15 protein-coding genes are annotated in these 14,416 nt (G+C 52.6%); 5 read left to right on the top strand and 10 right to left on the bottom strand.

Annotated elements, in window-relative coordinates; translation table 11 throughout:
* Positions 1 to 3: 3 nt before the first annotated feature.
* The 5 genes from KNP79_RS03035 to KNP79_RS03015 are packed head-to-tail and all read right to left on the bottom strand — an operon-like array spanning position 4 to position 2,976.
* Positions 4 to 1,191, bottom strand: coding sequence for an aminotransferase (locus KNP79_RS03035; RefSeq protein WP_138859141.1), 1,188 nt, complete (start codon positions 1,189 to 1,191; stop codon positions 4 to 6).
* Positions 1,188 to 1,682, bottom strand: coding sequence for an Lrp/AsnC family transcriptional regulator (locus KNP79_RS03030; protein ID WP_021065542.1), 495 nt, complete (start codon positions 1,680 to 1,682; stop codon positions 1,188 to 1,190). The genes KNP79_RS03035 and KNP79_RS03030 overlap by 4 nt, the downstream gene beginning before the upstream one ends.
* 2 nt (positions 1,683 to 1,684) lie before the next feature.
* Positions 1,685 to 2,485: a glycosyltransferase family 2 protein gene (locus tag KNP79_RS03025; protein ID WP_138859140.1), complete on the bottom strand. Its 801-nt coding sequence runs from the start codon at positions 2,483 to 2,485 to the stop codon at positions 1,685 to 1,687.
* Positions 2,482 to 2,730, bottom strand: coding sequence for a NifU N-terminal domain-containing protein (locus KNP79_RS03020; RefSeq protein ID WP_034778343.1), 249 nt, complete (start codon positions 2,728 to 2,730; stop codon positions 2,482 to 2,484). The genes KNP79_RS03025 and KNP79_RS03020 overlap by 4 nt, the downstream gene beginning before the upstream one ends.
* A 12-nt stretch (positions 2,731 to 2,742) precedes the next feature.
* Positions 2,743 to 2,976, bottom strand: coding sequence for a DUF1871 family protein (locus KNP79_RS03015; protein WP_215191257.1), 234 nt, complete (start codon positions 2,974 to 2,976; stop codon positions 2,743 to 2,745).
* Between the two features lie 508 nt (positions 2,977 to 3,484).
* Between KNP79_RS03015 and KNP79_RS03010 the strand changes: the two genes are divergently transcribed.
* The 4 genes from KNP79_RS03010 (at position 3,485) to KNP79_RS02995 (ending at position 7,667) form a co-directional block, all read left to right on the top strand.
* A complete protein-coding gene (locus KNP79_RS03010) occupies positions 3,485 to 5,752 on the top strand; it encodes a ribonucleoside-diphosphate reductase subunit alpha (protein WP_256443859.1) in 2,268 nt (755 codons plus the stop codon).
* A 144-nt stretch (positions 5,753 to 5,896) separates the two neighbouring features.
* The gene (locus KNP79_RS15845; RefSeq protein WP_215191253.1) at positions 5,897 to 6,070 is read left to right on the top strand and encodes a YegP family protein; all 174 of its coding nucleotides are present in this window, start codon (positions 5,897 to 5,899) and stop codon (positions 6,068 to 6,070) included.
* Positions 6,071 to 6,163: 93 nt separating this feature from the next.
* Complete coding sequence (locus KNP79_RS03000; RefSeq protein WP_215191251.1) at positions 6,164 to 6,670, top strand: flavodoxin domain-containing protein; 507 nt, start codon at positions 6,164 to 6,166, stop codon at positions 6,668 to 6,670.
* Complete coding sequence (locus KNP79_RS02995; RefSeq protein ID WP_034778351.1) at positions 6,627 to 7,667, top strand: ribonucleotide-diphosphate reductase subunit beta; 1,041 nt, start codon at positions 6,627 to 6,629, stop codon at positions 7,665 to 7,667. The genes KNP79_RS03000 and KNP79_RS02995 overlap by 44 nt, the downstream gene beginning before the upstream one ends.
* A 53-nt stretch (positions 7,668 to 7,720) precedes the next feature.
* Here the strand turns inward: KNP79_RS02995 and KNP79_RS02990 are convergent, their stop codons facing one another.
* Positions 7,721 to 9,862 (bottom strand): N-acetylmuramoyl-L-alanine amidase, encoded by a 2,142-nt coding sequence (locus KNP79_RS02990; RefSeq protein WP_215191250.1) that lies wholly within the window; start codon positions 9,860 to 9,862, stop codon positions 7,721 to 7,723.
* A 127-nt stretch (positions 9,863 to 9,989) separates the two neighbouring features.
* Positions 9,990 to 10,778, bottom strand: coding sequence for a MazG nucleotide pyrophosphohydrolase domain-containing protein (locus tag KNP79_RS02985; RefSeq protein ID WP_034778353.1), 789 nt, complete (start codon positions 10,776 to 10,778; stop codon positions 9,990 to 9,992).
* An 85-nt stretch (positions 10,779 to 10,863) separates the two neighbouring features.
* Here KNP79_RS02985 and ytvI point away from each other — a divergent pair, with 85 nt between their 5' ends.
* Complete coding sequence (ytvI, locus tag KNP79_RS02980; RefSeq protein ID WP_034778354.1) at positions 10,864 to 11,991, top strand: sporulation integral membrane protein YtvI; 1,128 nt, start codon at positions 10,864 to 10,866, stop codon at positions 11,989 to 11,991.
* Positions 11,992 to 11,995: 4 nt separating this feature from the next.
* Here ytvI and KNP79_RS02975 read toward each other — a convergent pair whose 3' ends face one another.
* Genes KNP79_RS02975 through KNP79_RS02965 form a run of 3 tightly spaced genes read right to left on the bottom strand, consistent with a single transcriptional unit; the run spans position 11,996 to position 14,233 of the window.
* Positions 11,996 to 12,655: a DUF429 domain-containing protein gene (locus KNP79_RS02975; protein ID WP_214711847.1), complete on the bottom strand. Its 660-nt coding sequence runs from the start codon at positions 12,653 to 12,655 to the stop codon at positions 11,996 to 11,998.
* Positions 12,636 to 12,794 (bottom strand): hypothetical protein, encoded by a 159-nt coding sequence (locus KNP79_RS02970; protein WP_161787546.1) that lies wholly within the window; start codon positions 12,792 to 12,794, stop codon positions 12,636 to 12,638. Before KNP79_RS02970 ends, KNP79_RS02975 begins: the two co-directional genes overlap by 20 nt.
* Positions 12,791 to 14,233, bottom strand: coding sequence for a leucyl aminopeptidase (locus KNP79_RS02965; protein WP_034778358.1), 1,443 nt, complete (start codon positions 14,231 to 14,233; stop codon positions 12,791 to 12,793). The genes KNP79_RS02970 and KNP79_RS02965 overlap by 4 nt, the downstream gene beginning before the upstream one ends.
* Positions 14,234 to 14,416 lie beyond the last annotated feature (183 nt).

Genomic DNA, 14,416 nt, shown 5'->3' with positions numbered 1-14,416 from the left:
CCCTCATCGCTGAGAGTCTGTCACTGTCGTCGTCACTTCGAACTGTTTCATGAACCGATCGATGCGACGAATCGCTTCTTGTAATTGTTCGACCGACGTCGCGTAACTAGCCCGGACGAAGCCTTCACCGCTCGCGCCGAAGGCGTTGCCCGGCACGACCGCGACCCGTTCCTCGAGCAAGAGACGCTCGGCGAACTCTTCGCTCGTCAATCCAGTGTGGCGAATCGATGGGAAGGCGTAGAACGCCCCACCCGGTACGTGCGTCGGTAACCCGGCATCATTGAGGGCCTGGATGAAGTAGTTACGGCGCTGCCGATAGCTCTTCACCATCTTCGGTACATGCTGGTCACGGCTCTTCAGTGCCTCGAGACCGCCGAACTGAACGAGCGTCGGGGCACACATCATGCCGTACTGATGAACTTTGAGCATCTCCCGTGTCACGACTTCCGGCGCACATGTGAACCCGAGCCGCCAGCCTGTCATCGCGAACGCCTTCGAGAACCCGTTGACGACGATCGTCCGCTCGCGCATATCATGAAGCGTCGCAAAGCTTGTGAACGGCTCGTCATATGACAGTTCGGCATAAATTTCATCACTGACGACCCAAAGGTCATGTTTCGTCGCGAGTTCCGCGATCTCGGTGAGTTCTTCACCCGTCATCGTCGCTCCGGTCGGGTTTGACGGGAAGCAGAGGAGCATCGCTTTCGTGCGCTCCGTGATCGCCGCTTCGACGTCTTCCCGGTTCAGACGGAACCCGTTCTCCGGACGACAGGCGACCGGGACGACCGTCCCGCCGGCGAGCTCGATGAGCGGCCCGTACGAGACGAAAGCCGGTTCAACGACGATGACCTCGTCACCCGGGTTGAGGAGAGCCCGGAAGGCGATATCGAGCGCCTGCGACGCGCCCGTCGTGACGATCAGTTCCGTGGCCGGGTCATATGTCGCCCCGAACCGGTCCGCCATGTAACCAGCGATTTCTTGACGTAACTCGAGGAGACCGGCGTTCGCGCTATAGGCCGTGTAGCCTTGCTCGAGCGCCGCATAGCTCGCCTCGCGCACGTTCCACGGCGTGATGAAATCCGGCTCTCCCACCCCGAGAGAGACGACGTTTTCCATCGTTTGCGCCAAATCGAAGAATCGGCGAATGCCGGACGGCTTCATTGAGACGACTTGTTGGGATAGTGACTTCATGGCGTAATATTCAACCGTTTGTCTTCGACTTGCGGGGTGAATAAAATGCCATCATGCTTATATGTCTTCAATTTGAAGTGCGTCGTCGTCGAGACGACCGAGTCAAGCGGTGACAATTTGTCCGAAACGAACGACGCGACGTCTTGAAGCGAGTTCGCCCGAATGACGACTTGCAGGTCGTAAGCCCCTGACATCAAATAGAGCGCCGTCACTTCCGGGAAGCGATAAATACGTTCCGCGACCTCATCGAAACCACGACCCCGTTTCGGAGTAACTTTGACGTCGATGAACGCCGTGACATCGTGGCGATTGATTTTTTGCCAGTTGACCATCGCCCGGAAGCCGAGCAAGATGCCGTCCGCCTTGAACTTTTCGAGCATCGCCTCGACAGTCGCCTCGTCGGTCGCGAGCAAGTTCGCCAACAGTTTCGTCTCGAGGTAGCCTTTCTCTTCGAGCAGCTCGAGCAATTCTAGTTCTTTCGATGTATACATAGTTATTCTCCTTCCGTTCTACCGGGGAACGCCCCTGTGAACGTTCTCTCTGTCTGTCTCACATAGTCCCGTCGTTCGGCTTGGACGATATGGAAGTTCTTCATTTCCATATTGACCAAACCGTGCTTGTGACAGAACCGATCAAAGTAACGACGGCGCGTCTCGTCTTGTTTGGCCGACAAGTTGTCGGTGCCATTGAACGCATAGAGCACCGTCGCGCGGGCCGGATGACGAATCGTCCCGACCTCACTGACACGTAGAATGAAATCCCAATCCCAGTAGTTATAAACGTCCTCGTCGAACGATCCAATCGTCTCGTGGAGCTGTTTTCGATAGAGCGTACCGGACGGGATAAACGTCGAGTCTTGGCGAAGTCGCTCCAAATCGAGGGCGTAGGCGAATGCCTCCCAGTCGGTGACACGACGGCGCCCATCTTCCCACGTAAAGCGGAACAGTTCCGCGTCCGTGAAGACGAGGTCGGCCGAACGGATGTCCTCGAGCGCTTGTTCGATATGGGTCGGCATGAGCAAATCATCATCGTCGAGCAACAGGATATAGTCGCCGCTCGCTTCCTGTACGCCGCGATTGCGGGCTTTGACATGATGATTCTCGCCAAGCTCGATATATCGAATCGATAATCGATTCAAAAAAGGCGCCAAAAGATGCTGTTTTGGCGGCCCGTCATTATTGATCACAAGTACTTCAAACTCCCCGAACGTCTGGACGACCAGACATTCGAGCAGTTCCGTCAGTTCCGTCTCCCGCGAATGGACCGGGATGACGATGGAAACGAGCGGGTTCATCCGCGGTAAGCAGTTTCGACGTGCGGCAAGATGGCTTCCCAGCTGACGCCGTTTTCTTTCGATACCGTGACGAAATCGCCATAGGCGAATACGCTCTCGACGCCTTCGATGGCGACGAGTTTCGCGAGAAGCGGTTGGTCCGTCTCTTCGCCGGCTTTCACGCTTTGGCTTTTCGCGCCGAAGACGTTCTCAGGAAGTGTAATTTTCATTGCATTTGGATTCGGTGTTGGATCGATACGTAACATCGTGGTTCCCCCTTATAGTTGACAAGATTCTGAAGACGCGAGTAGTCGTGCCGCCATGGCCCGTGTTTCTGGTTCACTTGGACAGTCGCCAAAAGCGTCTGTCAAGATCTGTCGAATCACGTCATCCAATTGATCGATCGAATTGACGTGAATGAGCGCCAAGGCGATATCATCAAACTCTGGTCCATACGACCCAAGCCCGTAACCGAGTGGGTCCCATGCTAATAATAAGTCTTCTGCTCTCATTTGTTAAACCCTTCTTTTTACCTTGATTTCAAATCGTACTCCCTCAATCTACCTCACTTTTCAGTTCGATGCTAGTGAGCGTTCAAATTTCCCTCGTTTTGAAAAAGCAGTCGTCACTATATATAGTAATCGCTCAAATCATAAATTGAATAGAAGATAGGACGAAATCCAATGAATTTATCGTTTATTTGGACATCCGGTTCATGATTGACCGCTTACATAAAATTGCACGCGTTCTCACGCCAACGTCAATTTAATTTTTTTCTATCTCATATCTCATCTCAAATCGGATGATAGCGCCGTTTTTGAGTAAAAGTAATCTAGGCGTCGACAGTTTGCCGAATGTCAAGATTGCAAAACTAAATATAGGTGATTTATGATTAAAAAGACTAGAAAACGTCAATATATAGTTAACGGATATTTATCACGTTCATCCACCATTGACGTCGAATCGGACAAGTTCCGCTATACCTTTATAATATCTACATCCGAAGAAGGAGTGATCGTTTTGACATCCCCTATCCATCACGAGACGATGTTGGCTGCTGCGCCAACACTTACTGACGTCTCGACATTAATCCAATCATTAAAACAACGCTACCCACAGCTTAGTGTCGAACGATACGAAGAACGAGCCGTCCGGGCGCTCGAAGGAAAGACACTGACACAAGATGTAGTATATGAACTCTTGACGATGCACGCCCTCGATATGTTGAAGGCTGAAGAGCCGGACTGGACGTTCGTCGCCACAGAAATGTACTTAAACCGCCTCTATTTAGAAGCGGCCCGTAACCGCGGTTATGACGCCTCGATGCGTTACGGCGCTCTCTATCCAATGATTGAGACGCTCACGACAAAAGGCATCTTCACCTCGGCACTACTCGATACGTACTCGAAAGAAGACATCGCCTATTTGGAGACGTTGATTGACCCGTCACGTGACCGCATGTTCACATACATCGGTCTCCGGACGTTAGCAGACCGTTACCTCGGCCGCGACCACGTCAAAAACTTGTACGAGTTGCCGCAAGAGCGGTTCATGGTCATCGCCATGACGCTCATGCAAAAAGAGAACGCTGACCAACGTGTGAAACTCGTCGAAGAAGCGTATTGGGCACTATCGAACCTCTATATGACGGTTGCTACACCGACGCTCTCGAACGCCGGGAAATCATACGGGCAGCTCAGCTCATGTTTCATCGACACGGTCGACGACTCGCTCCGCGGTATCTACGACTCGAACACAGATGTGGCCACGCTCTCGAAAGGCGGCGGCGGAATCGGCGTCTATCTCGGCAAAATCCGCTCACGCGGCAGCGACATCAAAGGCTTCAAAGGCGTCTCGAGCGGCGCGCTCCCTTGGATGAAGCAACTGAACAACACGGCCGTCTCGGTCGACCAGCTCGGCATGCGCCAAGGCTCGATCGCCGTCTACCTCGACATTTGGCATAAGGACATCTTTGAGTTCCTCGATGCGAAATTGAACAACGGGGACGAGCGCCTTCGGACTCATGACTTGTTCACAGGCGTCTGCTTGCCCGACTTGTTCATGCGTACGGTCGAAGCACGTGGCGACTGGCACTTGTTCGACCCGCACGAGATTCGTACGGTCATGGGCTTCAGCCTTGAAGACTTCTACGATGAGACGGAAAATGGTGGTTCGTTCACCGAGAAATACATGGCGTGCGTCAATACGCCGGAGCTTTCGCGCGTAACGGTACCGGCCATCGACCTCGTCAAACGCTACATGCGTTCGCAGCTCGAGACAGGAACCCCATACATGTTCTTCCGCGACGCCGTGAACCGCGCTAACCCGAACAAACACGCCGGCATGATTTACAGCTCGAACCTCTGTTCAGAGATCGCGCAAAACATGTCACCGACGACGATCGACGAAGAGTACACAGCGGACGGAAAAATCGTCATCACGAAAACACCTGGTGACTTCGTCGTCTGTAACTTGAGCTCGATCGCCCTCGCCCGGGCCGTGAAGTCAGATGTCCTCGAGCGACTCATCCCGATTCAAATGCGGATGCTCGACAACGTCATCGACTTGAATACGATTGAAGTACCGCAAGCGATGATCACAAACCAAAAATACCGCGCCGTCGGACTCGGAACGTTCGGTTGGCATCACCTGCTCGCCCTCGAAGGCATCCGTTGGGAATCGGTCGATGCCGTCCAGTACGCGGAAAAGCTATATGAGAAGATTGCTTACCTCACGATTCAAGCGTCAATGGAATTAGCCAAAGAAAAAGGCGCATTCGGGGTCTTCGAAGGATCGGAGTGGCATACGGGTGAGTACTTCAAACGCCGTAACTACCGCTCACACGATGAACTCGATTGGGACGGCCTCGCGGAAGCGGTTCATCAAAACGGTGTCCGCAACGCCTACATGATGGCAGTCGCACCGAACTCGTCGACAGCGATTATCGCCGGCAGCACCGCCTCGATTGATCCAATCTATAAGAAGGTCTACTCGGAAGAGAAGAAAAACTATAAGATCCCGGTGACGGTCCCTGACCTCAACCCGGAGACGAACTGGTTCTATAAATCAGCGTTCGAAGTCGACCAGCTCTGGAGCATCCGTCAAAACGCGGCCCGTCAGCGTCACATCGACCAAGCAATCAGCTTCAACCTTTACGTCAAAAATGACGTGAAAGCGACCGAGCTCCTCTCGATGCATCTCGAGGCCTGGTCACTCGGAATGAAATCAATTTACTACACGCGTTCGACGACTGTTGAAGTCGACGAATGTGAATCGTGTGCTTCGTAAAATAATATACTTCCAAAAACAATTTAAATGATGAAGCATTATAAATTTCTGCTCCATCATTACCTTCTCAGGTTTTAAATTTTAACACTAAGAATATTTGAAATTAAATCGCAAATTGATAGCAGAAAAGGAGGCAACACAATATTGAACTTCCAAATTGATAAAACGAGAACCGGTGAATATTATTTTCGAATTGTAGCAAACAACGGAAAAATTTTAGCTCATAGTGAAGGCTACATTAATTTAAATGATTGCGAGCATGCAATTGAATTAATTCGAAAAAATGCTAGTAACTCTTTAGTCAAAAAAGTCTATTGAAATAAGAGTGGTTCTTAGTAATAAGGTTTGTTCAATAATGTATCGCTTTTCACTCTCGTTTATTTTTAACCTAGAAGAAAGGTGGGACCAACCATGAACGTCGCAATCGTCTATAGTTCGATGAGCGGGAATACAGAAGAGGTCGCCGAGCTGATTCAGGCGACCCACGTCCATCAGGGCGACCGTGTCGCCCTATATGAAGCGGACCGCATTGGCCATCGCGAAGCCCAATCACTCGCCACGTACGACCTCGTTTACTTCGGGTCGTATACGTGGGCGGACGGCGTCTTGCCGGACGAGATGAAAGATACGTTCCGTCTCGTCTTGAAAGAACTTAATGTGCCGCTTCGCCAAGCCGCCGTGTTTGGGACAGGTGACAAGATGTTCGTCCACTTCTGCCGAGCGGTCGACGAGATGGCCTACCACCTTTCGAAATACGGAATTCCCCTCGCCGGTGAGACATTGAAAATCGAGCAGTCACCGCGCAATCAACCGTACAACGTCCGTCACTGGGCCGAACGGTTGGCTAGAAACACCGAAGAAGGAGTATATGTCCATGACCATTCAAAAGATCAAACTACTGTCGCCCAAACATCCTAACCGGGCGACTGCCATTATCGGGGGCGAGACGAGTTCCATCGTCAATTGGAACGACATCGCCTATCCGCAGTTTTACACCATCTATAAACAACTGCTCTCAAACTTTTGGATCCCGGATGAGATCTCGATGTCGAAAGACATGCAGCAATGGCCGCAGTTGAGCGAGCGTGAACAAGACGCCTTCAAACGGATCATCGGGTTGTTGTCGATCCTCGACTCGGTACAGACACGCTATATCCTCGAGTCATCGATGTTCTCATCAGACTCGTCGGTGCACGCCGTGCTCGCCGTCATCGCTCAACAAGAAGTCGTCCATAACCAATCATATAGCTACGTCCTCTCGAGCCTCGTCCCGCTCAGCGAGCAAAATCGCATCTTCGATATCGCCAAGGACGACGAGATGGTCATGAAACGGAATCAGTTCATCTTAGACTTATACGAGGACTTCCGGGCCGACCAGACGGCCGAGACGTTCGCCAAGTCGCTCGTCGCCTCGATTATTCTCGAAGGCATCAACTTCTATTCCGGTTTCGCCTACTTCTACAACTTGGCCCGTCACCAGAAGATGGTCGGCACGTCGACGATGATCAGCTACATCCAGCGTGACGAGATGCAACACTCGTATTTCGTCAGCCAGTTGCTCCGGGCCGTCTTGACGGAAAACCCGGAGATCGACGCCGACGGCAGCTTCAGCCAGTTCGTCTATGACACGATGGCGGAAGCCGTCGACCTCGAGGTCGAATGGTGCGAATACGTCCTTCGCGACCTCGACGGGCTCGACGTCAGCGAGATGCGCGATTACGTCAAATACCTCGCCAACAAGCGCCTCCGCGTCATCGGCTTGAACGATCTGTATGAAGGGTTCAACGAAGACGTCATGCCGTGGATTCGTGCGTACTCAGACGATTCATTGAATGCCACGAAATCCGACTTCTTCGAACAGAAGTCACGCTCGTACGCAAAAGTCACCGACGCCAACGGCTTCGACGACCTATAAGCACAAAATGCCCCGACTCATCGTGAGTCGGGGCGTTTTTAATGGATGAAAATTCAATGATAAGCGCGTACGTACTGAGCGATCCCTTCAGCGACACCTTCCGCCATCCGTTGGCGTGAGGCGTTGCTCCGTAAGTGGGTGACGTCTTGCGGCGAAGAGATGAAACCGAGTTCGACGAGGGCCGATGGCATCGTATTATAACGAATCACATAATAGTTCGCCGTCTTCACACCGCGGTTCGTCATCCCGGACATCTTGCCCATCAAATTGGATTGAATGTTCGTCGCGAGCACACGGCTCTTCGAACTGTGGGCTGAATAAGACGAATAGAACGTCTCGACACCTTTAGCATACTGAGTCGTCGCAGCATTCGTGTGCAAGCTGACGAACAAGTTGCCGCGAAGCGTTTTTGCCGTCTGAACGCGTTGGTCAAGCGTCAAGTAGACATCCGTCGAACGCGTCAACCGGACTTGGTAGTCATACTTCGAACGAAGATACGCCTCGACTCGTTTCGTCACATCGAGAACAATCGTCTTCTCATAGAGCGATCCATTCACCGCTCCAGGGTCACCGCCTCCATGGCCCGCATCGAGGACGATGACGGCGTTGCTCGTCACGCTCGGCTTGAGCGTCATCGCGTAAGCCGTCGAGATGTAGCCGTCGCGACCGTTGTACTTGATTTTATAAAAGCCGTTCGTCGAGCCGTAATGGTCGACTTGAGTGCCATGGGCGAGTCGGCCGAGAATCGTCGAGCTCGCCGAGGCGCTCGCCCGGACGTTCAAGACGTCCCCTGGTGTGTTCGTGTACACTTTCCCTTTAGGCGTCGCCGCAGGGGCGGCTGGGGCCTTCCCGGCCGACAACCAAGCTGTCGGGGTATAGAACGTGTCCGACCCGATATAGACGACCGACCAGCTCGAGTTATGTTTGCTGTACGTCACCGGCGTATACTTCGGCAACACACGAGCGACCGGTGATGATTGAAGCGTCTTCTTGAACAGGTTGGCATTTCGGTTCGCATATCCTGTTACTTTTTGAATGACCGGCGGTTTCGTCGTCGGCGGTTTCGTTACCGGCGGCGCTCCTGGTGTGATCCATGCCGTCGGTGTGTAATACGTTTTGCTGCCGATGTAGACGATCGACCAACTCGAGTTATATTTGCTCGAGACGACCGCCGACTTGGCCGGCAACACTTTCAACACCGTCGAACGTTGGTTGCGCGCGCCGAACAGTTTCAACTCGCGGTTGGCATGACCATCGACTTTTACGACTGGCGGTTTCGTCGTCGGCGGAGGCATCGTCGGTGCCCCAGGCGTAATCCAAGCCGTCGGCGCATAATACGTTTCGCTTCCGACATAAACGACCGACCAGCTTGAGTTATATTTGCTCGAGACGACTTCCGTCGTGACCGGCAATACTTTCAACACTTTCGAACGCTGATTGCGCTCGCCAAACAACTTCAACTCACGGTTGGCATGACCGTTTACTTTTGCCGCGCTCGGTTTCAAAGTTCCCGGCGTGATCCATGCCGTCGGCGTATAATATGTGCTACTGCCAACGTAGACAACCGACCAGCTCGAGTTATATTTGCTCGAGACGACCGCTGACTTAGCCGGCAATACCTTCAACACCGCCGAACGCTGATTCCGTTCGCCGAACAACTTCAAATCACGGTTCGTATAGCCTGTTTCACGGGCTGGTGTCGATGCGACGGCTTTCGGGGCAATATATGCCTTGGCCGCATAATACGTCTTCCCGTTCAAGTACACTTTCGCCCAAGACGAGTTATGCACGGCATATTGAACGGTCGTGCCTTTTTTAAGCGTCCGGTACACGGTCGCCTTGCTATGGGCCGACACACGGATGTTCAAGTTGACGGTCGTCACACCCGTCGAAGTGGCAGCTTGCTTCGTGACCGTCGTGGATTGGGACGGGATTCGCTTGATGTACTGGGCGGAAGCATAGTACGTTCGATCGTTTAAATATATCTTACTCCACGATTTGTTATAAATTACATATTTTACTTTTGTTCCCTTTTTTAGCGTTTGTATCAATTTTCCGCTCGTGCTTGGTGCAGAGCGAACGTTCAAGTTGACTGTCGTCTCTCCGTCCAAAGTAGCGGCTTCCACCGCGGGTATTTGGATTGAAAACAAGACAATAGTCATGATGAGGGCAAGTTTAAAAAGCTTCATATTCATCCAAAATATTCCTTTCTTCATACACACATCGCGACTGACAACACCTTCATAGTAGCACATTGCTTTTATTGAAAAAGTAAATATTTGAAAAAATGATGAATACTTTTTACAAAAAAGGTGAATGTTTTTACCCTTGTTTTCGCACAATCCAAAACGTATCAGTGCCATGTCGCTCGATCTCGACGGCGAAAGGGGCCGCTAGTTGCAAATCAGTCTCGATGGAGCGATCGATTTGGAAAGGCGGCTCAGGTTGTCGAATGACAAACCCATCGAGTCCCTCGACTTCGGCGATCTTTAAAAATCGCGCCAAGTGCCCTTCCCGCTCTCTATATCGGCTCACTTCTTCGAAAGGTTTAGCCTTCACCCCGCCCCAGTACCGTCCTTCCACATAAGAACGATACGTGCGGACCGAATCTTCCGTAATCGGGTCGGGGGTATGGTCGAAGCGTCCGAAGTCTCGGGACGACTTGTCTTCGATCAACGAGGCGATCTCCGCGAATAGGTCAAATCCATTCATGTCGGCAAGTTCCATGACCGCCTGTTGAACGGCCTCGATGTGTCGTTGCAACGATCCCGGCGTCGCGGACGCCTTCAATTTTTTATCGCCTTCGTAGGCATTTAATATGCGGCCAACTTCCCCCGCCTCGCGCACGAGGCGGTAGTAGCTACGTTCTTCTTTCGTCTCGTCACGGTCTGTCGTTTGATTCGTGAGGGTGATGGCATATTGATTCGCCAGACACGTCGAAATAACGAAGACGTCCATCAGCTCTTCTCGCAGGGCGACTCGGTCGTCGGCATAGAGCGCGCCGCCAACTTCGCCCACTTCTTCTAACAGCCGGGCCAACCCCGACAGCGGCCGCCAGTAGCCGCCTAAATGAATAATCATCCGATCGATTCGTCGTTGTAATTCCTTCATGTTTAATCACCTATCCATCCTCTATATTTACCGGTTGCGTGGTATACTATGCTCAATCCAATCGTTAGGAAAGGGGCCATGTGTCGTGTCGCCAGCCAGGCTTTGGCAGTTACTTCGTTTCCTGCTCGTCATTATCGGGCTCGTCTTCGTCATTTGGGGACTGAGCGTCCTCTTTACGTACACGTATCCTTTCGTGTTCGCCTTCTTGTTATCCTTGTTGACCGTCCCGCTCGTCAATTGGTTCGAGCGCGAGACCAAATTGCCCCGGGCTCTTGGGACGCTCGCTTCCTTGTTGATCGTCATGAGTGTCGTCAGCGGTGTGATTGCCATCGTGGTGACTCAACTCATCCGTTACTTGACGATCGCCGCCGAGAAACTTCCCGACCAGATTGAAACGTTCACCGAATACATACAACGCATGTTCAACGAAAAGATTGCCCCGTTCGTCAATGATGCGTATGACAGCGTCCAGCGGCTCAATCCGGGACAGACGAACTCGCTCGAAGGCGGGATCACCGAGATCGGGGTCCAGCTCGGAGCAGCGATCGGCGTCTTGTCACGAGGGGTCGCCGGTTTACTGCAAGATATCCTCAGCGCCTTACCGCTTGTCTTGCTCTTGTTCATCGTCATCGTGCTCGCCTGGTTCTTCATCACGAAAGACTGGAACGTCTACATGCGGTCCATCGCGCGCTTGAATGAGCGAAAAGGCTTCAAGGAATTTGAACTGGTCATGACCAATTTGCGCTCGGCGCTGTTCGGTTACGTCCGGGCCCAATTGACGCTTATCTCCATCACGTTCGGGATCGTCCTTGTCGGCATGTTCATCCTGCGGGTCGACAATCCATTCTCTTTCGCTCTTTTAGCGGCCATCTTCGACTTGTTGCCGTACCTCGGCGTCGGGACGTTGCTATTGCCATGGGCCGCCTATGCCGCTGTGAGCGGCGACTGGTTCCTCGCCATCGGCCTCGTCATCTTGTATATCGTCGTCATCGTCCAACGTAACTTGGCTGAACCGAAAATCGTTGGTTCTCACATTGGACTTGACCCGCTCGCCGCTCTCATCTCGATTTTTGTCGGTTTGCAACTGTTCGGGGTGCTCGGCTTCATTTTAGGACCGGTCTTGGCCGTTCTGCTCAAGGCGCTCTATAACGCCCAAGTGTTTCACTATATGTGGAGATTCGTCCTCGGGCCGACGACACCAAAAGAGCGATGACGCGTCATCGCTCTTTTGTCTTCGGTACCGCCACGAACGGCGCTCCTTCAGTTTGGTCCGGATGCGTCACCATCCCAGTCGTTCCCGCCTCATAGGCGGCCACGGCCAAAATACAGGCGTCGATAATATCATCGACTTGTACGTTCGACATCTTCCACTTCCAGGGCGAGCTTTTTGAATAGCGGCGCAACAACTCGATCCGTTCGAGCTCTCCCGCCTCGGTCTTCTTGCTGAAACGCGCCTCGTTCCCGGTCATGACGGCGAAGCACACTTCCGGATGTGACTCATAGACGTCCGTTTCAGCGATCGTTTGAAACTCTCGAATCCGCGGCACAAGGTTCCACGCTTGTTTGCTGATTCCTTTTCCGACTAGTTCGCGACTTCTCGCGTTGGCCGTCTCATACGATGCTTCTGTTACCACTTCTTGAATCGGTGGTGTGAAGATCGATGACTTCCGCTCTTTTAGTTGTGACCGCATCCACGCGTCACACGTTCGGTCCGGCTTGTCGATCGACCCTAAGTCTTTCGGCATATCGACAAAATGCACGGCCCCTTCGATCAATAAATCTTCCAACTTCTCTGAGATGGTCAAACAGAGCGAGATGCTGTCGTACGTGATTCGTACCCAGCCCCCGCGCGCGCCATCAATTCCTACTCCGACCACGGCGTCCCTCCTGCATCAAAAACAACACTCCGAGCACCGCGCAAAAGACGGTCACTCCTAACAACCAACGGCTTGGCCAAGCCGTGTATCCGAAACCGGAGACGACGGCCAAACCGATCAATACAAATCCAATTTTCAACGTTTCCATCCTTCGAGCATCGAGGCGAGTGTGCGCACCATGACGCCAGTCGGTCCTTTTGGTCCGAGATCGCTCGCCGACGAACGTTCGCTCGTCCCGGCGATGTCGAGATGGAGCCAAGGCGTGTCCCCGACGAACTCACCGACGAAAGCGCCGCCGAAAATCATATGACCGTAACGGCCCGGTGAGTTGTTCAAGTCGGCGACTTCCGACTTACGCACTTGGTTGATGAAGACATCGAAGTATGGCATCTGCCAGACGAGTTCGTTCGTGTCACGGCTCGCAGCTTCTAAGGCGCCGTAGAGCGACGCATCGTTCGTCAGGCAACCAGTCACTTCCGTACCGAGTGCGACGAGCACACCGCCCGTGAGCGTGGCCACATCGATGATGGCTTGCGGTTCATACGTCTTGGCAAAAGTGACGGCGTCGGCGAGGACGAGACGACCTTCTGCATCCGTGTTGAGCACTTCAATCGTCTTCCCGTTCATCGCCGTGATGACATCGTCCGGCTTGAATGCGTCCCCTGAGATCATGTTGTCCGTCGATGGGATGACACCGATGACGTTCACGTTCGGTTTCGTCGTCGCGAGCGTCTCGAATAAACCAAGTACCGTCGCGGCGCCGCCCATATCCCCTTTCATACCGACGATGCCGTCTTTCGGCTTGATCGAGTAACCGCCCGTATCAAACGTGATGCCTTTTCCGACGACAGCGACAGGCGCCTCGTCTCCAGCTCCGCGATATTCGAGCACGATCAACTTCGGCGGGATCGTCGACCCTTGGTTGACGGCGAGAAGCGCGCCCATTCCGAGCCCTTCCATCTCTTCTTTCTCAATGATGCGATGTTCAAAGCCGTGACGTTCGGCCAACTCGACCGCATAGTCCGCGAGCGTTTCCGACGTCAAAATATTGGCTGGCATCATCGTGAGCGACCGCGCCACATTCACACCACGTCCGTAAGCTGCACCTGCTAGCGCCTCTTCCTCTGCATCAGCTCCGAGCAACGTGATCGTTACGTCCGGTTTCGCCGGTTTCGGCTCTGATTTGTATGTAGGATGCTCATACGTCGCCATCTCATACGCTTCAGCAAACAGTTTCGCCGTATTCGGTCCGAACGTGTCGAGGGCGACCGCGACGTCCGTGAAGGCACGGGCTTTGATGTGTTTGGCGACTTTCCCGAACCAATTGCGCACATTTTCAACCGTATTTTCGTTCCGTTGTCCGAGACCGACGAATAGGATCCGTTTAACCGTTCCCTCAAACGTCGGGACGATGGAGACTTCACCTGTTTTCGTTGAAATATCCGCCGATTGAATCAATGCTTTGACGCGTCCATTAAACAATGAATCGAGTCCTTCCTCAATCGTGTCGGCAGCGCCGATCCCCACGACGATCGTGTCATATGAACCGTTCCAATCTAAGTCTTTCACTTGATACATGTTTGCCACTTCCCTTCTTTATATATGGTTAGCATAACGAACTTCTGCCAAATAATGAAACAGTATGCGCAAGAGTCAATAAATCTTCGAATTCAGGCGTTAACTCCTCGTTGTGACGATGATTTATTTTATGATAGGATAAGAAAGTACGCAATCAGGCATCCCTCCCTGTTGAGGCGAGGC

Origin of the sequence: Exiguobacterium sp. s7, from assembly GCF_018618195.1 — a bacterium.
Classification (GTDB): domain Bacteria; phylum Bacillota; class Bacilli; order Exiguobacteriales; family Exiguobacteriaceae; genus Exiguobacterium; species Exiguobacterium mexicanum_A.
The sequence above is the reverse complement of the archived record's forward strand: the minus strand, read 5'-3'. Positions and strand labels throughout refer to the sequence as shown.